Below are 22,656 nucleotides of genomic sequence, written 5' to 3' on the forward strand. Positions count from 1 at the left end.
TCCACCCTTGTCTGTCCATTCGGACTACCATACAGTTATCACAAACTGTTATGGATACGAGGGCAATACAGCTGCACGACCCATTGGCCAACGGCGAGCATTCGCTCATCGCGAAGGTCATGAATCGAATCAGCCAAAAGATCACCAGTGGCAGCCTCAATCAAGGGACGAAGCTCCCGTCCATCCGGTCAATGGCAAGGACGATCCAAGTGTCAGTGTCCACGGTCACGGAGGCTTATGAAAGGCTCGCGGCGCAGGGGATCATCCGCTCCCGTCCCGGTTCAGGTTACTATGTGGCCATCTCGACGCCTCTTCTGTCGCTAGCCGAAAGCTCACCCAAGCTGGATCGCGAGGTCGACCCCATGTGGATCTCGCGCCAGTCCATGGAAGCAGGCAAAGACGTGCTGAAACCTGGATGTGGCTGGCTTCCAGCCTCATGGATGCCTGAGGCCGGGATCCGCCGCGCCTTGAGAGAACTCTCCCGAGCCGACTCGGCCTCACTGGTCGATTATGCCTCACCCTTGGGCTCTCTCCCCCTGCGCCAGATTTTAGCGCGCCGATTGATCGAACGTGAGATCACAGTCTCAGCCGAACAAATTATTCTCACAGAGTCAGGCACCCAGGCCATCGACCTCCTCTGCCGCTTCCTGGTGAAGGCGGGCGACACCGTTCTTGTGGATGATCCGTGTTACTTCAACTTCCACGCATTGCTGCGTGCGCATCGTGTGAATGTCGTTGCCGTGCCCTTCACGCCAACAGGTCCCGATCTCGAGCTTTTCGCCAAGGCGATCAGCGACCACTCACCGCGGATGTACATCACGAACTCAGCGATTCATAATCCGACGGGTGCCGTGATGTCTCCCAACACAGCGCACCGGCTCCTCAAACTGGCTGAGCAGGCCGAAATGACGATCATTGAGGATGACATCTTTGCTGACTTTGAGAGAGAGCCTGTCCCAAGGCTGGCGGCCTATAGTGCGCTGGGCAGAGTGACACACATCAGCAGCTTTTCCAAAACGCTGTCCGCCTCCGTGCGCTGTGGCTACATCGCCGTTCGCCAGGACTGGGTCGAGGGTCTGACAGATCTCAAGATCGCCACCTCGTTTGGAGGCTCCAGGCTCTCGGCGGAGCTTGTCCTGACTCTTCTGACAGATGGCACCTATCGCAAGCACATGGACGGGCTGCGAGCACGCCTTTCGCGATCCATGATCGAGGCGACCGCAAAACTCGAAGAGTTACATATCAAGCCATGGGTGGAGCCCAAAGCTGGCATGTTTCTCTGGTGTCAGTTACCCCATGGGATTCAGGCAGCGGATGTAGCCCGCGTCGCCCTCGCCGATGGCATTGTTCTCGCCCCAGGAAATGCCTTCAGCCTCACTCAGTCCGCCGGTTCATTCATGCGCTTCAACGTCGCCCAGATGAGTGACGAAAGACTCTTCCGTTCACTGGCCAAAGCCCTTGAGGTTTGTTCATAGGCCAACCAGACCTCGATAAGCTGAGTGCTCCCGCCCGGATTCGAACCGAGAACCAAGGGATTATGAGTCCCCTGCTCTAACCGTTGAGCTACAGGAGCATGAGTCGCTGACTTACAACGGAAAGCGTGCAATATTGGGAGCGTTCAGACAGCCAATGATACACGGCGTTTATACACTCACAGAAAGCCACATCATGAAGGCCGCTGTAAAAGCCCCCAAAACTTGGTTTCCCACGAAGTATCCACATCTCTACCGCCATTAATCGAATGTTTACTATGCGCGGCTTTTCATAGGCGGCAAGAAAACATGGCGGAGTCTGGAAACTCAGTTCCTCAGCATCGCCTCAAAAAGGGGGAAAGGAAATGCGTTCCCACTTAAGAACGGTGGCTTCGCGGTGGAACTGTGACTGGAAATAGACGAAGGCGCGTGTATAAGAAAGTGCTTCGCCCTTCAGCCTCTCCGTTGACCATGAAAATCAACTCTTTGTTAACCAAGTCTACGCTGGCGCTACTCCTCACGTTCGAGGCGCTTTTGCCCACCGGGCTCGCACAGAGCATCTCAACGTGGAAGGGCGGTGTGGGATCGTGGAACGACTCGTCCAAGTGGACGGGGCCGGTCCCCAATTCCGCCACGGCCGATGTGCGCGTGGACAACGGCAACGCGGCTAATTCCGATGTGTCGCTTGCGACGACCGTTGGCGTGGGACGGCTCACCATGACCTCGGGCGACGCTGTGCTTGTACCTGATGGACTGACACTCACGATTAATGGCGGGTCTGCGTTTGCCGGGCAGGGCAGCGTGACTGGCGGCACTTTGCGGCTCAATTCCACGGGGGCGGCCACCGGGCTCTTCGTCAATGGCAACGCGACGCTGAGCAGCTCGTTGTTTGGCAATGGTACGGCCACGAGCAACAACGTGATCACGGGGTCCACCGGGTCGACTTTAACCATTAATTCCATCTTCTTCACCAGCATCAATGAGCTGGGCGGCGGGGCGCTGAATCTCGTTATCGAGGGCAGTGTGTCTGGAGGACTGTCGCCGACGATGACGATCCAGCCGCTCGCCACATGTGTGTTCAACCAGAACTCGGTGCTGACCGCGAGCCGCACGGTGAACCTCGCCGGCGTCGGCTCCTTCACGCTCAATGGCACCATGGCGCTGGTCCAGAACACGTCTTACCTCCCATCCTCTTTGACCAAGGATGCAGGGGCCACGCTGACGAACTACCACGCGCCTAGCGGGACGCTGACTGGTGGGCGCTATATGCTGCTGAATCTCGATGGCGCCACAGTGGATCTGGGCGTGGGCCCCATTCGCGTGAACGCGGCGGAGATCGAACTGGTCCGCTCGACAGCGGTGTTCACCGGTTTGGACGCACTGGCATCGAACCCAGGTAAACTGGTCTTCAACCGGAAAAATTTTACGCTTACCGGCGGGTTTGACAATGCCGGTTCCATTACCGTCAGCGGGGCGACTTTCACCGTGCCGGGAGCGGTCACAAACTCCGGCGCGTTTCTCCTCAGTGCCCTCGGCAACACGACCACGGTGACCATTGGGGCGGGTTACACGCAGAGCGCCGGCACCCTCAATCTCGGCCTCGGAAATGCACCGCGTCCGACCGTGAGCAGCGGCACCGGGGCGTTTACGATCAACGGCGGGCGGCTTGAAGGCGACGGCACGCTGACGGGCAATGTTCACGTGAGCGGGACGATCTCGCCGTCGGTCTCCAGTGGCAACTACGGGCGGCTGAATATCACTGGCACGCTCCAGCTAAGTGGCAGCTCCACGACGGAAATCCGTGTCGGGACTGTGAGTTTCAGCCGGGAAGCCGATCTGATCTCGGCGACAGGGGCCACCACGCTGGCGGGCGAATTGAAGGTGTACATTGCAACGATCGGCGATCCCGACCCAACGCGGACTTTCAGTGTACTCGGAGGCGCATCGGTCACGGGGGCATTTTCCAATGTGACCACGGGCCAGCGCCTGCGGACGGCGGATGGGCGCGGCAGTTTTCTCGTGACCATCAACTCAAACTCGGTGCAACTGAGTGCCTACCAGGCGACGCCCGCTCGCGCGTTGGGTTTGCCCGTCACCGGGGCGATTGTAGGGACGGTCTACACCCGGTTCGGTACGCCGGCGCAGGGGCCTTTCGGTGGGTCGTTCAAAAGCGGCAAATTCACCGCGGTGGCGATCTTCGCGGGCGACGGCTCGATACGTGCGGAAGTCACTGGGGACACGCCGCTCTTGGGCGAGACGGTTTATAGCCAGCTCGGCGAGCCCAGCGGCGATGCGGCGCTCGCGACGGTGAAGGGTACGAGCGGCGTCACGGCGAAGAACGACCAAGTCCTGCTCGGCAGCCTCATCAATGGACCGGTGCGCATCGCGGTGCGCGAGGGTGTGACGGAAGTGGACGGATTGCCAGGTGTGACGGTGAAGACTTTCCTCACGATCGAGGGCTCCCCCAACGCTGGCACGCCGATCTTTTTCCGCGCGATGCTGCAAGGCGGAACGACGAGTGCGAAGGACGACATGGCGCTCTGCGCAGCGCTGCCCGATGGCACGCTGCGCGTGCTCGTGCGAGAGGGGCAACAACTCATACCTGGCGGCAAAAAGGTGACCATCATCGGCACCCTTGTGGCGGCCCCGGCTTCGCTTGGCGAGGGACGCTGGCGCGCGGGCGATGATGCCCTCGGCGTGCGGCTCAGTTTCGTCGGCGGCTCCAGCGCCATTTACACGATTCCGGTCACCGCGACCACGCCCGCACAGTGGGAGCTCGCGCTCGACACCGAGACAGCGCTCGGCGCGCCGCTCGCAGGGGTCAAGGTGGTGAGCCTTGGGCTGCCCGGCTTCGGAGCGCAGAGCGTGGCTTTTCTGGCGCAGCTCAAGATTACACCCAATCTCGTGAAGGCGACCGATGACCAGGCGTTGTTCATCTCCGATGACGATGGCCTTTCCATCGTGGCGCGCGAGGGTGATGAAGCTGCAGGAATGGACGGCGGCAAATACAAGACGTTCTCCGATCCCGTCTCGGGCTCAAACGGGCGCTTGGCCGTCCTCGGCACTGCGACCTTGGGCCGCGCGACGGTCAGTTGTCTGTGGCATGCGCTGCCCGGCCAACCGCTCGCGCTCGTGAAATACGTTGGCAACGACGCGCCAGGCGGCGGCAAATTCGCCAGCTTCACCTCCATCGCGCTGCCGGACGGTCCCAGCAGCGGCCCTATCTTCACGGCAAAGCTCGCCATCAGCAAAGTTCCGCTCATCAGCGCCGCAAACAACTTCGGGATCTGGGCGGTAGGTAGTAGTGGCTCGGTCGTAAAGCTGCTGCGCACCGGCGACACGATCCGCTTCAACGGTGAAGACCGCGAAGTGAAATCCTTCACCACTCTCGTTTCCGCCTCCGGCTCGATCGGCGCCGCCCGCGGTTACGACAATGCCGGCAACGTCACCGTCCTCGCCACCTTCGCCCCCAAAAAGGTGAACAATATCGCGCTCACCACGTCGGGGTTGGTCCAGTTAACGGTGCCCTAGCGATCCTGACCGAGCATCTCAGTTGTGAGCCATCCAGTAGCGCACGCCGATCAGTAAATGCGAGAGTGTGGTATTGGGCTATCAGGTCTCGCGAAGTTGCCCACCTCGCGCCCCCGTTGGCAGCCTGCTCCGTGGGAGGAGATGTGATCCAATGCGCGCTACCGTGAGAGGTTGCAGTTTGGTTCCCGTAGGGAGACCAACCGCCTCTCACCCACACCTTCCCAGGTCTTGAGCCCTCGGCCAGCGACTCATCCACGACATTCTTTTTGCATTGGCACCCCTTCTTTTCCCGCGCATGGGTGACCGCCCATGAAGATTTTGGTCACAGGCAAAGGCGGGCGCGAGCACGCCCTCATCACCGCACTCAGCGAATCCCTCGAAGCACACGAACTGTTTGCCTGGCCTGGCAGTGATGCCATCGCGTCCCTCGCGAAGCGCGTGGATGCGGCTTCCCTGCCTGAGCTCATCGCCTGGATGAAGTCGAACGCCATCGACCTCTGTGTCGCGGGTGAAGAGGCCTGGCTGGTCAAGGATGAAGGTCTGGCCAACATGTGCGAGCAAGCGGGCATCCCGTGTTGGGGGCCTTACAAGGAAGCGGCGCAACTCGAAGCCTCCAAGGCCTTCGCGAAGCACTTCCTCAAGCGTCACAACATTCCGACCGCGTCCTACACGGTCTGCACAAATGCGGAAGAAGCTCGCGCAGCGCTGACCGAGTTCCCGATCGTGCTGAAGTTCGATGGTCTGGCCGCCGGCAAAGGGGTCGCGGTTTGTCTGACTCGCGAAGAGGCCGAGGAGTTCATCACGGATGTGATGGAGAAGCGCATCTTTGGCGCGGGAAATCTGGTGGTGGAGTCCTGCCTCATCGGGCCGGAGCTTTCCGTGTTCGCCTCGGTTTGTGATGACCAGTATCACATCCTCATGCCAGCGCGTGACTACAAGCGCATCCGTGACAACGACCAGGGTCCAAACACCGGCGGCATGGGTGCGGTGGCCAGCCGTGAGATCGTGACGCCCGAGGTCCTCGCACGCATCGAGCGCGAGATCGTGCAGCCAACCGTGAAGGGACTCATCGCCGATGGTCTGCGTTACCGCGGCTTCCTTTACTTCGGCCTGATGCTCACCTCTTCCGGACCCTACATCATCGAGTACAACTGCCGTTTCGGCGATCCTGAAGCCGAGGCCGTGATGCCGATGGTGCGCGGAGACTTTGCCAACTATGTTTTCCAGGCCGCCAAGGGCAGTCTGAAGCCCGAATTGCTCACCTTCGCGGAAGGTTGGAGCATCTGCGTCATCAGCGCCTCCGCAGGCTATCCTGCCAGCTCACGCAATGGCGATGTCATCAGCGGCCTCGGCAAGGTGGAAGGCGCCCGCGTGTACCACTGCGGCACGAAGAAGAATGAGGCAGGCCAGTTTGCGACCAACGGCGGGCGTGTGCTCGCTGTCGTCGCCAACGCTGCCACGCGTGAAGAGGCCCGAGCCAAAGCCTACGCGGAGACCGACAAAATCAACTTTGAAGGCATGCAGCTCCGCAGTGACATCGGCCAGATGCACTTTGACTGATTGATTCCGTTGGCTGGGCCTGACCGACCTCCCTCCACAGGCGTAAACTCTGCTGACAACCTCCCGCTTTTTCATGACTGATCTCTCTCATCTGCGCGCTGACTTCCCCATCCTGCATCAGCAGGTCTGCGGACATCCGCTGGTGTATTTTGACAACGCCGCCACCAGCCAGAAGCCGCGCCAGGTCATCGACGCACTCGTGCACTACTATGAGCACGACAACGCGAACGTGCACCGCGGTCTGCATGAGCTGAGCAACCGCTCCACCGCGAACTTTGAGGCCGTGCGCAAGAAGGTCGCGCGCTTCATCGGCGCAGAGCATGAGGAGGAGATCATCTTCACCCGTGGAAGTACCGAGGGTATAAATCTCGTCGCACAAGCTTGGTCGGCGCAGCATTTGAAAGCGGGAGATGTGGTGGTCATCACCGGCATGGAGCATCACAGCGACATCGTCTCCTGGCAGCTCGCCGTGGAGCGCTGTGGAGCCACCCTCAAGCATGTACCCGTTCTGGACGACGGCACGCTGGACATCAGCGTGTTGGACTCTTTGTTAGCCACTGAGCCGGTGAAAATGCTCGCCTGCGTGCATATTTCCAACTCACTCGGCACCATCAATCCAGTCAAGGAAATCTGTGCGAAGGCCCGTGCACGCGGCGTCGCCACCCTCATTGATGGAGCCCAGGCCGTGGGCCATGTGCCCGTGAATGTGCGGGACATTGGCTGCGACTTCTATGTCTTCTCCGGCCACAAGATGTGCGCTCCCACCGGCATCGGCGGCCTTTATGGAAGACTGGAGACCCTCAACTCCATGCAGCCTTGGCATGGCGGTGGCGAGATGATTGAAACCGTCACCCTGGAGCGCAGCACCTACAAGGCCGCGCCGCATCGCTTTGAAGCCGGCACGCCGGACATCGCCGGTGTCATCGGCCTTGGCGCTGCCATTGATTATCTTGAATCCGTCGGCCTCGAAAACATCCAGGCACATGGCCGCGAGCTCACACTCTATGCCATGGAGAAGCTCAATGCACTTCCCGGGCTTCGTTTGTTAGGCCCGCCTGCCCCGGCGGACCGTGCCTCGCTCGCCGGTTTCACACTCGCCTGCGCGCATCCGCACGATCTGGTGGAGTTCGCAAACACACAGGGCCTGGCCCTGCGCGGCGGCCACCACTGCACGCAGCCGCTGATGAAGCGCTTCAAGGCCCCTGGCACCACGCGAGCCAGCTTTTACTTCTACAACACCCAGGCCGAGGTGGATCGCATGATCGACATCCTCAACCAGGCCATCGCCTTCTTTTCGTAATTCACTCCCATGGCTCTCTCCGACGACCTCCGCGATCTCTACCAGCAGGTGATCCTCGATCACTCCCGCAGTCCGCGCAATCACGGCCAGCTCCACGGCGAAGGCTGCGTGCATGTGCACGGTGACAACCCGACCTGCGGCGATGAGATCGACGTCTGGGTGAAATTCGCCGCCGATGGCGGAGTGGAGGACATCAAGTTCGAAGGCCAGGGCTGCGCCATCAGCCAGGCCAGCGCCAGCATGATGACCGTGAAGATGAAGGGCACAGATGCCGAGAAATTGAAGGGCCTGATCCAGGACTTCCGTGCCACCGTCACTGGTGAAGGCACGGTCAAGGACGAGGACACCCTCGGCGAGCTCGCCCTCCTGGAAGGCGTGCAAAAATTCCCCCAGCGCGTGAAATGCGCCACCCTGGCCTGGCGCGCGGTCGAACAAGCGATGCAACAAAAGGGCGAAGGATCGTAAACGAGCTACTGAGGCATTCCCGTAGTCCTCCCAAGAGAATAGCTAGCACGACGAACCAGGCTTGCCCTGAAAGAAAGCATCTTGCTAGGATGCTGCGTTACCTTTCGTTATCTCCGTTGTTGCATGGACATGAGCTCTCCGCCACCAGGCAGTCCGCACGCTGGCACTTGGCAGCCCCCCTCAGTGGAGGACATGCAGGCCCTGCTGCCGCATTACCAGTTTGAATTCCTGCTGGGTCGTGGCGGGATGGGCGCGGTTTACAAGGCCACCCAGCTCTCTCTCGACCGCCCCGTGGCCATCAAAGTGCTGCCAGGCGGCTGCACTGGCAGTGAGAAAGGTGAGTACGCCGAACGTTTCAAAAACGAGGCGCGCACGATGGCGAAGATGCACCACCCAAGCATCGTCAATGTCTTCGACTTCGGCCAGACCGCGTCCGGCCTGCTCTACTTTGTCATGGAGTATGTGGACGGCACCGACGTGGCGCAGATCATTCACAGCCAGGGCCGGCTTCCTGAAGAGCACGCGCTCTCTGTCACCGCGCATGTTTGTGATGCGCTGGCCTATGCCCATGCTCGGGGAATCATCCATCGCGACATCAAGCCCGCGAACATCCTGATCAATCGTGATGGTCAGGTAAAGGTGGCTGATTTCGGTCTCGCCAAGCAGAGTGACAGTGCCGGGTTTGCCCTCACGAAGACCAGCGTGGCCATGGGCACGCCCGACTACGTGGCGCCTGAGGCACTCGTTCACGGTTTCCCACTCGATGGCCGTGCGGATCTCTACGCGATTGGCGTCATGCTCTACAACATGCTCACCGGCGAGATTCCGCGCGGCATGTGGGTCATGCCAGCCAAGAAGGTGGGAACAGATCCGCGCTTTGACGCGATCATTGCGAAGGCCATGCAGACGGATCGTGAGGAGCGTTACCGCACAGCTTCGGAGATCCGGCTGGATCTGCATGCCATCCAGACGCTGCCGCGTGCCGTGATCATCCAGCAGCAGCAGGACGCCGCCGAGGCTGCGGCAAAGGCCACACGCGCAGCGGATCAAGCCACGGCCCGGCGTGCGGCTGCCGCCAGAGTGCACACGCGCCCCTCTTCATCATCCATTCCGGTGCCGCCGAAGCAGAAGCCGAAGCGGACCACGTGGATCTGGAGCATGGCAGCCGTGTTGCTGCTCGCAGGCGGGATTTACAGGATCACTGGACAAAGCAGCGCCCCCCTCATGGCGCCCTCCGTCGCCACCCTCAATCTCAGTGCCCGTGAGCAGCGTCTCCGGGCCCCGCTTGCCGCAGGCCAGATTGATGCACTGGCATCAGTGAAAGCTGGATCCGCTGGCATTTTCGCCTGGTCACCGTCCGCCACAGGTCTGGAATTGAAGGCGACGCGGTCTCCGGGCATCTACAAAGGCACCGTGGAGCTTCCCACGCCCCCCGCCCTTTCTTATGCGGTGGATGCCTGGTTCACTGTGCCGCAGACAGATGCTGTGGGCATCACCATTCCCGTGGGGGACGGACATGCCACCACCTGCTGGATCTCGACCGCCAATGGTGGCGTGGCAGGTCTGGGCAAGGTGGATGGCAATGATCCGCAGACGGCGGCCTCCGGTCATTCCACCTCCTTTGAACTCGTTGCCAATGAGCTGACCCAGATGCGTATCGAGGTCCGCCGCACTCCGGGCCAGGTGGACATCCGCTTCCATATCAATGGAGCTCCGATGGCCGCCTACCAGGGAGAGCCCAGCCGCCTAACCACAAGCACCGCGTGGCAGCTTTCGAAAAACCGTGCTCTCATCCATCTGGGCGGTGTGAATGTGACCTTCCATCGCGTCACGATGGCTGACCTGGACGGCGACGGAACTTCCGTGCCGCCAGGCTCTTGAACTGTCCTCAGACTCAATCCTGCTTCATGAGGAAGTACTCCAGGCTGTCCACCAGAGCTTCCCAAGAGGCATCGATGACGTTCGTGGAAACACCCACGGTACCCCAGGTGCGGTTGCCATCGCTGCTGACAATGAGCACACGGGTCTTCGCGGCGGTGCCGGTGCCGCTGTCGATGATGCGGACCTTGTAGTCTTCGAGGCGAACGTTGCCGAGCTGCGGGAAGAGCGGCAGCAGAGCCTTGCGCAGGGCTCGATCGAGCGCATTCACCGGGCCGTCACCTTCGTCCACAGTGTAGACGCGCTCACCATCCACACTGATCTTCACCGTGGCTTCGGTGGTCTCGACCTTGTTATGCGGGTGATGGCGATGCGTGGTGTGATACTCGATGAGGTCAAAGCTGCGGATCTCGCGGCCTAACTGACGGCGGATCAAAAGCTCAAAGCTCGCCTCGGCGGCCTCGAACTCATAACCTTCACTCTCCAAGCGCTTCACCTCGGCCAGCACCTTGTTCACGTCGGGTGATCCCTTCACAAGCGGGATGCCCATGGCTTCGGCCTTCATAAGCACGTTTGACTGACCGCTCATGTCCGAGATGGTGATGATGCGCTCATTGCCCACCAGAGATGGGTCCACGTGCTCATAGGTGCGGGCCAGCTTCTGCACCGCGTGCACATGCAGGCCGCCCTTGTGGGTGAAGGCGGCGAGGCCCACGTAAGGGGCGCGGATGTCATGCGGCACATTGGCCAGCTCATCCACAAAGAAAGACAGCTCGCGCAGACGAGTGAGGTCGATGCCGAGATCGATGCCCATCTTGAGCTGCAAGTTTGGCATCACAGTGATGAGATTGCAGTTCCCCACGCGTTCGCCATAACCATTGATGGTTCCCTGCACCTGGCAGGCCCCGGCACGGATGGCGGCCAGCGAGTTGGCCACGCCAACACCACCATCGTTGTGCGTATGAATGCCCACAGGCTTGCCGAGATGGGCGATGACCTTCTTCGTCACTTCCTCCACCCATTCAGGGAGAGCGCCGCCATTGGTTTCGCAGAGCACCACAAGGTCAGCACCGGCATCCGAGGCAGCCTTCACGGTCTTCAGCGAGTATTCAGGATCTTCACGGAAGCTGTCAAAGAAATGCTCCGCATCATAGAGCACCTCGCGGCCATGCTTCTTCAAGTAAGCCACGGTGTCGGCGATCATCGCCAGGTTCTCTTCCAGGGAGACCTGGAAGACTTCTGTGACATGCAGCGGCCAGGTCTTGCCCACGATGGTCACGGCAGGAGTCTGCGCATCCAGCAGCATCTGCACCTGCGCATCATCCTCCACCTTCAACTTGCCACGGCGGGTCATGCCAAAGGCGGTGATCTTCGCCTTCTTCCAGGTGCGCTTCGCCGCTTCCTGGAAAAACGCGGCATCTTTCGGGTTTGAGCCAGGCCAGCCGCCTTCAATGTAATGCACACCGAAGTCGTCGAGGCGCTCAGCCACGCGGATTTTATCGAGGGTGGAAAAGGAGATGCCGGTGCCCTGGGTGCCATCACGCAGGGTGGTATCATAGATCGTAACAGGAACGGACATGGTAGGTTGGGGAATCAAAAAAGGTCAGGGATTCGTCAAGAGGTCAAAGGGGATCACGGAGGCCGCAGACGAGGGAGCGGCGGAGGGTGAAACGCGGATGGCTCTTGGCCCAAAATGCACCTGGGGTGCAGTGACAATGCCACGATGACGGACTCCAAAGGCTGCGTTACGCGCAGAGGAGCCCGTGGCTAATTCGAATGGCAATGTTGGTGGCTGGAATAACCATGAACAGCGAGGACTCTAGGGCGGACCGGCCTTCTGGCAACTTGTCTTTTTAGGGCGCAGGCTGCTCACGAAGTCGCATCCGACTTCAGATGCCTTTTCATGCGCTCCATCGCCATGGCCAGCTCCACCTCACGGAGGCGCAGTTCGGCGATAAGCATCTCTTTTTGCGGTCCCTCCTCCATCGTCTCCAGCTTCTCGCGCATGAGGCCTACGTCTCGCATGGCCTCGACCTCTGGAGGCACCACGCCAGCGCTTTTCAGCATGCCAAAGCCTGCGCGCAGGGCTGAAGGAGCTGCAAAGTAGCCGTCCAGATCCAGCGGCTTCCCGGCACCTACCAGGTCCATGTCAGCCCCAGCCTCCAGGGCTTCCTGGATGCGGCTTTCGGCGACACTGGCGAGCGGCGAATTCACCTTCCACTCCTTGACCAATTCCTGCCACTTCGCACGTTCAGAGTGTGTCCGATTTTCGGACGCGTATCCTTCCTTATACCAATCATGAGCCAAATTGTTCCTCTTATCTCCTCCGGCATTGCCGGTCCTCTCGGCGTGCTGCATCTGCCACGCCTCTGGCAGAAAGCTTCCCTGGCCCATGCAGGCAAGCTGCACTCGGACTATCCTGGCATCGGCTGCGGCTATGACCAGATGACCCTCGACGCTCTCGGCATCAAGATCGAGGAATTCAAGACCTTCATCGCCACGAAGCCTACCTACGTGCAGACCGAAGCTTGGGTGAAAGCCTATCCTGGCGTGAACCTGACCAAGGCCACGCTCTACAAGCACAACCAGGCCATCCTGGGCTACATCCACGCGGACGACACCCGCGCGAGCATCCTGGCTGCCGTGGGTCTGCCTGACGACGGCAGCGTGAACCCAGGTGCCGTGGACCTGAACAACCTCGACGACTGGCACACCTTCTGGGCCACCGAACTGAAGTAAGTTTCCTTTCTCTTCAAGGCCGCAGAGACTCGCGCAATGCAGCCTCTGCGGCCTTCCCTTTTTCTGCTCACCGTCAACTGCTCACTGTCCATCGCTTACCGCCCCATGAATCTCACCCACACCGACGACCAAGGCCGCGCCAGCATGGTGGACATCTCCGCCAAACCTCCCATGAGCCGCGAAGCCGTGGCCGAGGCCTTCATCAAGCTGCAGGGAGACACCTTGGCGCTGATCCGCGACAACGGACTGAAGAAGGGCGATGTGCTCGCCGTGGCCCGCATCGCTGGCATCCAGGCCGCGAAGCAGACGCAGATGCTCATCCCGCTCTGCCATCAGATCGCCCTCAGCAAAGTGGCTGTGGATTTTGAGATGACTGAGCACGGCATCCGCATCATCACCACTGCCAAGACCATCGCGCAGACCGGCGTCGAGATGGAAGCCCTCACCGCCGCCAGCATCACCGCCCTAACCATCTATGACATGTGCAAGGCCGTGGACAAGACCATGCGGATCACAGATGTGCGGCTGGTTTCGAAGGTCAAAGAAAGTGGGACAGGTTTGTAACCTGTCCGCTGGAGCGCGGACAACGGTGTGTTGTTACACCGTAGCGGTCGGAAAACACAAGCAAGGTGCTGGCGGTGAAAACAGGTTGGAAAACCTGTTCTACGTTAGAGTGAAACCCCGCGCTTCCACGGCAGAAAGTCATCCTGCCCCAGCGCTACGGCCTTCGGCACATACTCGCCGCTCGCGGTGGCGATGCACATCTCCAACAAACTCTCGCCCATCTGTGGCACCGTTTGTTCGCCAGTGATGACAGGACCGGTGTTGAAATCAAGGATGTCTCCCATGCGCTGCATGAGCGAGGTGTTCGTGGAGATCTTCAGCGTCGGGCACACCGGATTGCCCGTGGGGGTGCCGAGACCGGTGGAGAAGAGGATGAGATTGCATCCGCCACCGGCGATCGCTGTGGTGGACTCCACATCGTTCCCAGGCGTGCAATACAGCGTGAGGCCGCCGTGCTTCAAGATAGGCTCGCTGTAGTCCAGCACATCCACCACCGGAGCGGTGCCGCCTTTCTTCGCTGCACCGGCGGACTTGATGGCATCCGTGATGAGACCATCGCGGATGTTGCCGGGCGATGGATTCGCATCAAAGCCCGAGTTGCAAGCTTTGGCCGCACCTTCATACGCCCGCATGAGGCTCACGAACTTGTCTGCCAGCTCTGGTGTGGTGCAGCGGTCACTCAGACTCTGCTCCACTCCGCACAGTTCCGGGAACTCCGAGAGCACCGGCGCACCACCAAGCGCTGACAAAAGATCCGCTGTGTGACCGATCACTGGATTCGCCGAGACACCGGAGAAGCCGTCACTGCCACCACACTCCACACCGACGATGAGATCACTCAGCGGGCAGGCTTCGCGCACCTGGTCGTTGGCCTTCTTCACGCCTTCAAAAGTCGTCTTGATCGCCCGCGCCATCATGTCGCGTTCCGAGGTGCTCTTCTGCTGCTCGAAGATGTGCAGCGGCTTGTTGTAGCGCGGATACAGGCGGCTCAGCGCCTCCTGCAACAGACTCACCTGCGCATGCTGGCAGCCCAGGCTGAGAATCGTGGCCCCAGCCACATTCGAATGCGCGATGTAACCCGCGAGCAACTGCACCAACGCCTGCGCATCCTGACGCGTGCCACCGCAGCCGAGACCATGCTCCAGGAACTTCACACCATCCACATTTGGGAACAGCGGACGTGGCGCGGCAAAGAGGCCGTCTTCCAATTCTGTTTCCAGTGACTCGCCACGCCGATGCTTCTCCACCAACGTCTGCGCAAAGCTTTCATAGGGCGATGAGCGCGCGTAACCGAGCGAGCGAGTCAGCGCTTCACGCATGAAGCCGAGATTGCGATTCTCACAAAACACCAGCGGGATGACGATCCAGTAGTTAGCCGTGCCGGAGACACTGTCTGCACGCTTGAATCCCTTGAAGGTGCGGTTTTTCCACGCGCTCACATCCGGCGGAGTCCAGACATAATCGCTGCGCTTGCCTTCAAAACTCGCGGCTTCGTGCTTGAGGTTATGCGTGTGCACCAGCGCACCGGCAGAGATGGGTTGTGTGGTGCGCCCCACGATCACGCCATACATCGTCACGAGTTCACCCACGCCGAAGTCACGGGCCGCATACTTGTGCTTCGCCGCGATGTCCTCGCGTAGCGTGATGCCCTCCATCACCTGCCCTGCCTTGAGATCACGAAGCGCGACCACAAGCTGGTCATCTGGATGGACACGGAGAGTAAGTCGGGGGCTGGACATGGGTGGGTGGATACGTCCCAGAAGTCCGCAGCCTCGCAGAGGCGTCAAGCACCTCTGAAAATCATAGTCCCGCCATCGAAGCTAAAATTCCTCTGCGTGATCCGTGCTATCTGCGGTTAAATACTCCTGATGTCCCCTGCCCCACCAGCCTCCAGCGCCACTCTCCGCGGTTTCGTGGAGCGGGTGGTGTATCACACGGAGGACACGGGCTACTGCATTCTCAAGGTGCTGCCGGAGGGGCACCGCGAGCCGCTGAGCCTGATCGGCAAAGCGCCCCGAGTGGTGGCGGGCGAGCAGTTTGAAGCCACGGGCAAGTGGGAGCACACAAATGAGTATGGCCAGCAGTTCAAAGCGGACACGCTGAAGCTGACGAGACCGAACTCCAGCGAGGGCATCGAGCGCTATCTAGGCAGCGGTTTGATCGAGGGCATCGGCCCGGCCTATGCGAAGCGCATGGTGGAGAAGTTCGGCGAGCGCATCTTTGAGATCATCGAAAACGAGTCCGTGAAGCTGGAGGACGTGGAAGGTATCGGCCGCAAGCGCCGCCAGGAGATCCGCGAGTCCTGGCTGAAGCAGAAGGGCGTGCACAACATCATGCTCTTCCTGCACAAGCACGGGATCAGTTCCTCACGTGCGCTGCGCATTCACAAAACTTATGGCGATGAGGCTCTCACCGTGCTCACGAGGGATCCTTATCGCCTGGCGCAGGACATCCACGGCATCGGCTTCCGCACAGCGGACCAGATCGCGCAGCAGATGGGCATGTCAGTGGATGCACCGGAACGCATTCGAGCCGGCATTTTGCACACGCTGGAGACGGGCGCCCAGAACGGGCATACCTGCCTGCCCCGCTCGCTCCTTCATCAAAAGGCCGTGGAGGTGCTGCGCTGCGTTGACGAGCTCATTGATGATCAGATCGAGCATTTGGTTAGGGAAGAGCTCATCGAACCGCATGACATCCAGGACATGCGGATGTTTTACCTGCCCTATCTCAGAGCAGCAGAGAAGAGCATCGCCAAACGTTTGAAGGATCTCGCATCGGCTCCGGCCTCTTATCCGGAGATCGAGCCTCAGGAAGCCATCGCCTGGGCGGCGAAGGAGACGGGCAAGGAACTCGCCGAGAGCCAGCAAAGGGCGGTGATCTCGGCCCTGCAGAATCGCTGCCTGATCATCACAGGTGGTCCGGGAGTGGGCAAGACAACGATCCTCCGCACCATCCTCAGCATCCTCGAAAAGCATCAGGTCAAGATGATCCTCGCAGCCCCTACAGGCCGAGCGGCGAAGCGGCTCAATGAAAGCACCGGCCTTGAGGCCAAAACCATGCACCGCCTGCTGGAGTATCAGGGCAGCGGTTCCTGGGGCAGGCATCGCGGGCGACCTCTCACGGGTGATCTCTTTGTGCTCGATGAATGCTCCATGGTGGACACCCCGCTCATGGCGCAGTTCGTCTCCGCTTTGCCAGAAGGAGCGCATCTTTTGTTAGTCGGAGATGCGGACCAGCTTCCATCAGTAGGCCCGGGCATGGTGTTGAATGATCTCATCAGCAGCGAAGCCGTGCCCTGCGTGAAGCTCACCGAGATCTTCCGCCAAGCTGCCACCAGCCGCATCATCACCAGCGCGCATGCCATCAATCGCGGCCAGATGCCGGATCTGAAGCCCTCACGTGATGCCGACTTCTTCTTCCTCGAAGCTGGAAGCGCCGGCGAGATCAGTGATACCCTTATCGACCTTGTGCAGCGTCGCCTGCCTGCACGATACACCTTTGATCCTGCGCGAGACATCCAGGTGCTGACACCGATGAACCGCAACGAGCTCGGAACTCAAGCGCTTAACGTGCGTCTGCAAGATGCGCTCAATCCGCCGAACGAACTGAAGTATGAAGTCGAGCGCTTCGGCAGCACATTCCGGGTAGGCGACAAGGTCATCCAGACGCAGAACAACTACGACAAGGATGTCTTCAATGGCGACCTCGGCCACATCGTCAGCATCGACACCGATCCACTGAAGCTCAGCGTGCGCTTTGAAGGCGAGCGCCTCGTCGAGTACGAGCCCGGCGAGCTGGACGAGCTTCAGCTCGCCTACGCCATGACCATCCACAAAAGCCAGGGCAGCGAGTTCCCTTGCGTGGTCATACCCGTCAGCACGCAGCACTACGTCTTGTTAGAACGCAGCCTCATCTACACCGCCATCACGCGTGCGAAGAAGCTGGTGGTTCTGGTCGGTGACCCGAAAGCCCTCAGCCTCGCCATCAGCAAGCAGGAGAGCCGGAAGCGGTGGACGGGGCTGAGGAGTTTGTTGGAAGCGCCTTGAGCTGCGCGAAGCGTCACCCACGCACGCAGGTGACCAGCACGGCTTTCTGCGCGTGCAGACGGTTTTCGGCTTGGTCGAAGATGACGTTGGCGTGGTTTTCGAGGACTTCTTCAGTGATCTCCTTGCCGCGATAAGCAGGCAGGCAGTGCATGACGATGGCCTCTTTCTTCGCGTGCTTCATGAGGTCCGCGCCGATCTGCCAGGGCTTGAGGATTTCGATGCGCTCGGCGCCTTCAGCTTCCTTGCCCATGCTGACCCAGACATCGGTGTAGATGGCATCAATGCCTTCCACGGCAGCCTTTGGATCATCGGTGATGGTCACGGTGTTTCCGGGCACGCGAGCCATGAAAGAGGCCGCAGGCTGGAACTCTTTCGGAGCACCGATCACCAGTTCAAAGCCAAGACGTGCACTGGCCCAGATCCAGGAACGAGCGACATTGCAATCACCATCGCCCAGGAAGGCGACACGCTTGCCTTTCCAGGTGCCGAAGCGCTCGTTGATGGTCTGCAGGTCCGCGAGGATCTGGCAGGGGTGCTCGTCATCCGTCAGCGCATTGATCGTCGGGATGCCGCTGTATTCAGCGAACTCCACCACGTCCTGCTGCGCGAAAGTGCGAATGATAGCCCCATGAATCATGCGGCCCATCACGCGTGCCGTGTCCTTGATCGGCTCACCACGGCCGAGCTGGATGTCTGCTCCGGAGAGGAACATGACCTGGCCCCCGAGTTCACGCACGCCAACCTCAAAGCTCACACGTGTGCGTGTGGAGGACTTCGTGAAGATCAGCGCCCACTGCTGTCCCGTCAGCACCTGCGGAGAGGCCTTGCGATCCTTCTTCAGCATGGCGGCCAGGGACAGGATGTCTTCGATCTGATCAGCGTTGAGTTCTTCGATGGAAAGGAGATGCTTCATACTAGAAAAAGGCGGGAGGTGTTGGCGGGACGGGGAAATGACGAATGCCGAAAACCGAATGAGGAAGGGGCTGCCAGGGGCTGGTGGCTGGCAGATCCGTTTTCTATTCAGACTTCATGATTCGGGCTTCTTTCGTCATTCGGATTTAGTCATTCGTCATTTTTAGTTAGCGATCTCATCCAGTACGGACTTGAAGAGGGTGAGGCCTTCTTCGGCCTGCCCCGCCGTGATGTTCAGCGGCGAGAGCCAGCGCACGACATTCGGTCCCGCAGGCGTGACCATCATGCCAGCATCCAGCAGCTTCTGGGCAAGGAAGATGGATGGCAGCTTGCCACCAGACTTTTCGGTGATGGCTTCCGCATTCAATTCCCAGCCGATGAAGAGGCCGAGCTGGCGCACTTCCTTGATCAGCGGATGATTCCAGCCACGACCCGCAGCGGCGATGCTGGCACCGAGCGTCTTGGCGTTGTCGCAAAGCTTCCCGTCAATGATGGCGCGCAGCGTGGCAATGCCAACGGCACAGGCGAGAGGTGATCCACCATAGGTGGTTCCATGCGTGCCGGGTCCGAGCACCTTGCTCAGATCGCGACGATCATTCACCCAGAAACCACCGAGCGGGAAACCACTGCCGATGGCCTTGGCCCAGCTGATGCCGTCAGGCTGGATCTCATCGCCCGGAATGATGGCGCGCCAGCCGGTGAGTTCACCGGCACGACCGAAGCCGACCTGCACTTCATCAAGCAGGAGCAGCAGATCCTTTTCTTTACAGAGACGCTGGGCATTCCGCAGGAAATCAGGAGTCACGGCATTCACACCGCTTTCACCCTGCACAGGCTCCACGAGGATGGCCACAGTCTTGTCCGTGATCGCGGCTTCGAGCGCCTGCACATCATTGAAGGGCACATAAACAAAGCCTGGAGGCAGAGGGCCGAAACCACCGTGGATCTTCTCCTGCGCGGTCGCCGTCATGGCACCAAAAGTCCGGCCATGGAAGGAACCGGTGAAGGTGATGATCTCATACCGACCACCCGTCTGCTGGCCGTACTTACGGGCGAGCTTGAGCAGGCCTTCATTCGCCTCGGCACCGCTGTTGCTGAAGAAGCACTTGCCCGGGATCTTCACGCATTCCTCGATGAGGATGCGCGCCAGCTCAGCCTGCTTGTCGATGCAATACCAGTTAGACACATGGATCAGCGTGTTCGCCTGGTCCGTCAGTGCCTTCACCACGGGAGGCGGGCAATGGCCCAGCGGGCACACGGCAACACCACCGGCAAAGTCGAGATACTTTTTACCATCGCGATCCCATACATAGGGGCCTTCGCCGCGGACAGGCCACACATTGTAGCGTCCATAGTTAGGCAGCACATACTCGTTGAGCCATGCGGGGTCAAAATCGGTCGTCTTGTCCATCGAAATAAAAATAGAAAAAGGATTCCTGAAAAGGCGGCGGAAGGATTGAGGCGATGTCAGCTTAACAAATTTTGCCTCAAAGGTGGATCTCGGTGCCGATGCCGCGGTCGGTGAAGATCTCCAGAATCAGTGCGTGAGGAATGCGCCCGTCGATGAGGTGCACCTTCCCCACGCCTCCTCGGAGTGATTCGAGGGAGGAATCCACTTTCGGAATCATGCCACCGCTGATGATGCCATCCGCCTTCAAGGCATTGATGGAAGCTTCGTCGAGACTTGGGATGAGTGTGGACTCATCCTTGTGATCACGCATCACGCCGCGCACATCGCTCAGAAAGATGAGCTTCGTAGCCTTCAGACCGGTGGCGAGAGCACAGGCCGCGAGATCCGCGTTCACGTTGAGTGTTTTGCCACTCTCGAGATCGCGGGCCACAGGGGAAACCACGGGCACGAATTCGCCTGCCACCGCAGCCTGGATGAGGCCCAGCTTGCAATCCGTGACCTCACCGACCCAGCCGAGTTCGGCCTTCATGCGCTGGCCCTGGAAAACCTCCGTGCCGGGGATGCCCACGGCCTTGCCACCGAAGGCGTTGATCTTCGTGACGATCTCCGGGTTGATCACCCGGGCGAGAGTCTGCTCGACGATTTTGATGGTCTCCTCATCGGTGACACGCATGCCATTGATGAAGCGCGCCTCCAGGCCGCTCTCCTGCATGGCCTTGGAGATCGCCTTGCCGCCCCCGTGCACAATCACGGGATTGATGCCCACGGCTTCCAGGAAAACGACGTCCCGCAGGAACTGGTCGACCACGACAGGATCTTCCATGGCGCTGCCCCCCACCTTGATCAAAAAGGTGCAGCCTCGAAAGCCCTGCATGTAGGGCAGAGCTTCGAGCAAAACATCGGCTTTTTGAGTTTGGGCGGAGAGATCAGACATCGGCAGGAGGGGAAGAGCGGAATCTTACCCCCCCACCCCCAGCGTCAAGCCCGGCGAAGAGTTTTTCTTGTGACAATTTCTCATCTGCGCACAGAGGCAAGGCGGCACGGAAAAGGCATTTTGCATGATGCCCGGCTGGGAAATGGGCCTTTTCAGGTCTCGGGATGTCTTTTTTTCCAAGGGTCATGCCCTGAAAAGAATTAGGGCTGAGCGGCTCCCGATTCCGCTCAGCCCCGTGTGTTTGCATCAACCTCAACACAACCTGACTCTCATCAGGCGGTGATGTGACAACAACCAATCACTCTCAAGACCAGCATTGGTAGGATTGCTCCTATCATCACTGTTGAATGGTTTGATTCCCCAGCCCCCTATGTTGTTGAATCATTTTGAAATTATTTTTTCGGGGGTCTCTTTTTCCCCTGGGGCGCCCCAGGAGAGCTTTCTTCCGCCTCTTTGGCCTTCGCGGCCTCCTCCCAGAGCCTCCGGTAGTGGTCCATCCGCTCCTTGATGCGTCCTTCCAGGCCGTTCGTGGTCGGCTCGTAGTATTCCCGGCCGCCCTCCAGGCAGCGCTGAGGGACGAAACCACCTTCAAAATCGTGGGGGTAGAGGTAGCCCACCCCGTGGCCGAAGCTTTTGGCTCCGGCGTAGTGGGCATCCCGCAGGTGCTTCGGCACCGGCAGGGTGCGCCCATTTTTCACGTCCGAAAGGGCTGAGCCGATGGCCTTTGTGGCGCTGTTGCTCTTCGGGGCCGTGGCCAGATAGAGAACGGCGTGGGAGAGGATCAGCTGTGCCTCCGGCATGCCGATGAACTCCACCGCCTGATGCGCCGCCACAGCCACGCGGAGGGCGTTGCTGTCCGCCAAGCCCACATCTTCACTGGCGGCGATGACGATGCGCCGGGTGATGAAGCGGAGGTCCTCCCCGGCGTAAAGCATCTTGGCCAGCCAGTAGATGGCCGCGTCGGGATCGCTGGCGCGCATGGACTTGATGAAGGCACTGGCGGTGTCGTAGTGCGCATCTCCATCGCCGTCATAGACCACGGTCTTTTGCTGCACGCTCTCCTCAGCGGCGGCGAGGTCGATCACGATCTGCCCTGCCGCATCCGGCGGGGTGGAAAGCACCGCCAAATCCAGTGCATTTAGACACTTGCGGGCATCGCCATCGCTCACCGTGGCCAGGTGCTTCCTACCCTCCGGCGTGATGCTGGCATTCGCCGAGCCCAGACCGCGTTCGCTATCCGCCAAAGCGCGATCGATCAGCTCTTCCAGATCCTCCAAGGTCAGCGGCTCCAGCGTGAAGACCTGGGACCGGCTGACGAGAGGACTGTTGACGTAGAAGTACGGGTTGTGCGTCGTGGCACCGATGAAGCGCATGGTGCCGCGCTCCAGATGCGGCAGCAGCACGTCCTGTTGGGCTTTGTTGAAGCGGTGGATCTCATCCACAAAAAGGATGGTCCCTTGCCCATTGAGCTGGCGCAGGCGCGAGGCAGCCTCGGCTTCCTTGCGAATGTCCGCCACGCTGCTTTCCACACCGCTGAGGGTCACGAAACGCGCCTTGGTCTCATGGCTGATGATGTTCGCCAGCGTCGTCTTCCCCACGCCTGGAGGTCCATAAAGGATGATGGAGGAAAAGCGGTCCGTCTGGATGGCCCGGCGCAGCAGCTTTCCTTCGCCCAAAATGTGCCTCTGCCCGGTGTATTCAGCCAAAGTCCGAGGCCGCATCCTGGCCGCCAGCGGCGCATGCGGATCCACGGCAGGTGGCACCGACGGCGAAGGCGAGGAAGAGGCGAAAAAGTCGTCCGACATGAAGCGAGAAGAGTCCCGAGTGTGGGCTGGATTCCG

The 22,656-nt window shown here is 60.1% G+C and carries 16 protein-coding genes and 1 tRNA gene; 9 read left to right on the top strand and 8 right to left on the bottom strand.

Annotation, left to right across the window (positions count from 1 at the left end):
• The first annotated feature begins 119 nt into the window (after positions 1-119).
• On the top strand, positions 120-1,475 hold the full coding sequence (locus tag BGE01nite_RS12600) for an aminotransferase-like domain-containing protein (RefSeq protein ID WP_218032978.1): 1,356 nt from the start codon (positions 120-122) through the stop codon (positions 1,473-1,475).
• A 25-nt stretch (positions 1,476-1,500) separates the two neighbouring features.
• Here the strand turns inward: BGE01nite_RS12600 and BGE01nite_RS12605 are convergent.
• Positions 1,501-1,573, bottom strand: a tRNA-Ile gene (locus BGE01nite_RS12605).
• Positions 1,574-1,943: 370 nt separating this feature from the next.
• Here BGE01nite_RS12605 and BGE01nite_RS12610 point away from each other — a divergent pair.
• The 5 genes from BGE01nite_RS12610 to BGE01nite_RS12630 all read left to right on the top strand — a co-directional run bounded on the left by BGE01nite_RS12610 (position 1,944) and on the right by BGE01nite_RS12630 (position 10,209).
• Positions 1,944-5,003 carry a beta strand repeat-containing protein gene (locus BGE01nite_RS12610; protein WP_146850827.1) on the top strand — a complete coding sequence of 1,020 codons (3,060 nt, stop codon included), beginning with the start codon at positions 1,944-1,946 and terminating at the stop codon, positions 5,001-5,003.
• 309 nt (positions 5,004-5,312) lie between these two features.
• Positions 5,313-6,563, top strand: coding sequence for a phosphoribosylamine--glycine ligase (purD, locus tag BGE01nite_RS12615; protein WP_146850828.1), 1,251 nt, complete (start codon positions 5,313-5,315; stop codon positions 6,561-6,563).
• A gap of 73 nt (positions 6,564-6,636) precedes the next feature.
• Positions 6,637-7,863, top strand: coding sequence for an aminotransferase class V-fold PLP-dependent enzyme (locus BGE01nite_RS12620; protein ID WP_146850829.1), 1,227 nt, complete (start codon positions 6,637-6,639; stop codon positions 7,861-7,863).
• Positions 7,864-7,872: 9 nt separating this feature from the next.
• A complete protein-coding gene (gene sufU, locus BGE01nite_RS12625) occupies positions 7,873-8,328 on the top strand; it encodes a Fe-S cluster assembly sulfur transfer protein SufU (RefSeq protein WP_146850830.1) in 456 nt (151 codons plus the stop codon).
• A gap of 129 nt (positions 8,329-8,457) precedes the next feature.
• Positions 8,458-10,209 carry a serine/threonine-protein kinase gene (locus BGE01nite_RS12630; RefSeq protein ID WP_170266761.1) on the top strand — a complete coding sequence of 584 codons (1,752 nt, stop codon included), beginning with the start codon at positions 8,458-8,460 and terminating at the stop codon, positions 10,207-10,209.
• A 13-nt stretch (positions 10,210-10,222) separates the two neighbouring features.
• Here the strand turns inward: BGE01nite_RS12630 and cimA are convergent, their stop codons facing one another.
• Both cimA and BGE01nite_RS12640 read right to left on the bottom strand, forming a co-directional pair.
• Positions 10,223-11,785 (bottom strand): citramalate synthase, encoded by a 1,563-nt coding sequence (gene cimA, locus BGE01nite_RS12635; RefSeq protein WP_146850832.1) that lies wholly within the window; start codon positions 11,783-11,785, stop codon positions 10,223-10,225.
• A 290-nt stretch (positions 11,786-12,075) separates the two neighbouring features.
• Complete coding sequence (locus BGE01nite_RS12640; protein WP_170266762.1) at positions 12,076-12,420, bottom strand: DnaJ family domain-containing protein; 345 nt, start codon at positions 12,418-12,420, stop codon at positions 12,076-12,078.
• An 84-nt stretch (positions 12,421-12,504) separates the two neighbouring features.
• Between BGE01nite_RS12640 and BGE01nite_RS12645 the strand changes: the two genes are divergently transcribed.
• Positions 12,505-12,945, top strand: a complete 441-nt coding sequence (locus BGE01nite_RS12645) for a DUF5069 domain-containing protein (protein ID WP_146850834.1) — start codon at positions 12,505-12,507, stop codon at positions 12,943-12,945.
• 105 nt (positions 12,946-13,050) lie between these two features.
• A complete protein-coding gene (gene moaC / locus BGE01nite_RS12650) occupies positions 13,051-13,509 on the top strand; it encodes a cyclic pyranopterin monophosphate synthase MoaC (RefSeq protein WP_146850835.1) in 459 nt (152 codons plus the stop codon).
• Between the two features lie 104 nt (positions 13,510-13,613).
• Here the strand turns inward: moaC and BGE01nite_RS12655 are convergent, their stop codons facing one another.
• Complete coding sequence (locus BGE01nite_RS12655; protein WP_146850836.1) at positions 13,614-15,248, bottom strand: UxaA family hydrolase; 1,635 nt, start codon at positions 15,246-15,248, stop codon at positions 13,614-13,616.
• A 129-nt stretch (positions 15,249-15,377) separates the two neighbouring features.
• Here BGE01nite_RS12655 and recD2 point away from each other — a divergent pair, with 129 nt between their 5' ends.
• Positions 15,378-17,558 (top strand): SF1B family DNA helicase RecD2, encoded by a 2,181-nt coding sequence (gene recD2, locus BGE01nite_RS12660; protein ID WP_146850837.1) that lies wholly within the window; start codon positions 15,378-15,380, stop codon positions 17,556-17,558.
• Between the two features lie 13 nt (positions 17,559-17,571).
• On the opposite strand, the gene argF is transcribed toward recD2, so the two are convergent.
• The 4 genes from argF to BGE01nite_RS12680 all read right to left on the bottom strand — a co-directional run bounded on the left by argF (position 17,572) and on the right by BGE01nite_RS12680 (position 22,620).
• On the bottom strand, positions 17,572-18,471 hold the full coding sequence (gene argF, locus BGE01nite_RS12665) for an ornithine carbamoyltransferase (protein WP_146850838.1): 900 nt from the start codon (positions 18,469-18,471) through the stop codon (positions 17,572-17,574).
• A gap of 162 nt (positions 18,472-18,633) precedes the next feature.
• Complete coding sequence (locus BGE01nite_RS12670) at positions 18,634-19,881, bottom strand: aspartate aminotransferase family protein (protein WP_146850839.1); 1,248 nt, start codon at positions 19,879-19,881, stop codon at positions 18,634-18,636.
• Positions 19,882-19,957: 76 nt separating this feature from the next.
• Positions 19,958-20,815 (bottom strand): acetylglutamate kinase, encoded by an 858-nt coding sequence (argB, locus tag BGE01nite_RS12675; RefSeq protein WP_146850840.1) that lies wholly within the window; start codon positions 20,813-20,815, stop codon positions 19,958-19,960.
• Positions 20,816-21,207: 392 nt separating this feature from the next.
• A complete protein-coding gene (locus BGE01nite_RS12680; RefSeq protein WP_146850841.1) occupies positions 21,208-22,620 on the bottom strand; it encodes a replication-associated recombination protein A in 1,413 nt (470 codons plus the stop codon).
• Positions 22,621-22,656 lie beyond the last annotated feature (36 nt).

The organism is Prosthecobacter gellanilyticus, assembly GCF_007992435.1.
Lineage (GTDB): Bacteria > Verrucomicrobiota > Verrucomicrobiia > Verrucomicrobiales > Verrucomicrobiaceae > Prosthecobacter > Prosthecobacter gellanilyticus.

What these genes read in the sequence shown, in the direction of transcription:
- BGE01nite_RS12630 (WP_170266761.1), top strand. Translation starts at nt 8,458, where the DNA reads ATGAGCTCTCCGCCACCAGGCAGTCCGCACGCTGGCACTTGGCAGCCC.
- argB (WP_146850840.1), bottom strand. Translation starts at nt 20,815, where the DNA reads ATGTCTGATCTCTCCGCCCAAACTCAAAAAGCCGATGTTTTGCTCGAA.
- BGE01nite_RS12680 (WP_146850841.1), bottom strand. Translation starts at nt 22,620, where the DNA reads ATGTCGGACGACTTTTTCGCCTCTTCCTCGCCTTCGCCGTCGGTGCCA.
- recD2 (WP_146850837.1), top strand. Translation starts at nt 15,378, where the DNA reads ATGTCCCCTGCCCCACCAGCCTCCAGCGCCACTCTCCGCGGTTTCGTG.
- cimA (WP_146850832.1), bottom strand. Translation starts at nt 11,785, where the DNA reads ATGTCCGTTCCTGTTACGATCTATGATACCACCCTGCGTGATGGCACC.
- BGE01nite_RS12600 (WP_218032978.1), top strand. Translation starts at nt 120, where the DNA reads ATGAATCGAATCAGCCAAAAGATCACCAGTGGCAGCCTCAATCAAGGG.
- BGE01nite_RS12645 (WP_146850834.1), top strand. Translation starts at nt 12,505, where the DNA reads ATGAGCCAAATTGTTCCTCTTATCTCCTCCGGCATTGCCGGTCCTCTC.
- BGE01nite_RS12610 (WP_146850827.1), top strand. Translation starts at nt 1,944, where the DNA reads ATGAAAATCAACTCTTTGTTAACCAAGTCTACGCTGGCGCTACTCCTC.
- BGE01nite_RS12655 (WP_146850836.1), bottom strand. Translation starts at nt 15,248, where the DNA reads ATGTCCAGCCCCCGACTTACTCTCCGTGTCCATCCAGATGACCAGCTT.
- purD (WP_146850828.1), top strand. Translation starts at nt 5,313, where the DNA reads ATGAAGATTTTGGTCACAGGCAAAGGCGGGCGCGAGCACGCCCTCATC.
- BGE01nite_RS12670 (WP_146850839.1), bottom strand. Translation starts at nt 19,881, where the DNA reads ATGGACAAGACGACCGATTTTGACCCCGCATGGCTCAACGAGTATGTG.
- sufU (WP_146850830.1), top strand. Translation starts at nt 7,873, where the DNA reads ATGGCTCTCTCCGACGACCTCCGCGATCTCTACCAGCAGGTGATCCTC.
- moaC (WP_146850835.1), top strand. Translation starts at nt 13,051, where the DNA reads ATGAATCTCACCCACACCGACGACCAAGGCCGCGCCAGCATGGTGGAC.
- argF (WP_146850838.1), bottom strand. Translation starts at nt 18,471, where the DNA reads ATGAAGCATCTCCTTTCCATCGAAGAACTCAACGCTGATCAGATCGAA.
- BGE01nite_RS12620 (WP_146850829.1), top strand. Translation starts at nt 6,637, where the DNA reads ATGACTGATCTCTCTCATCTGCGCGCTGACTTCCCCATCCTGCATCAG.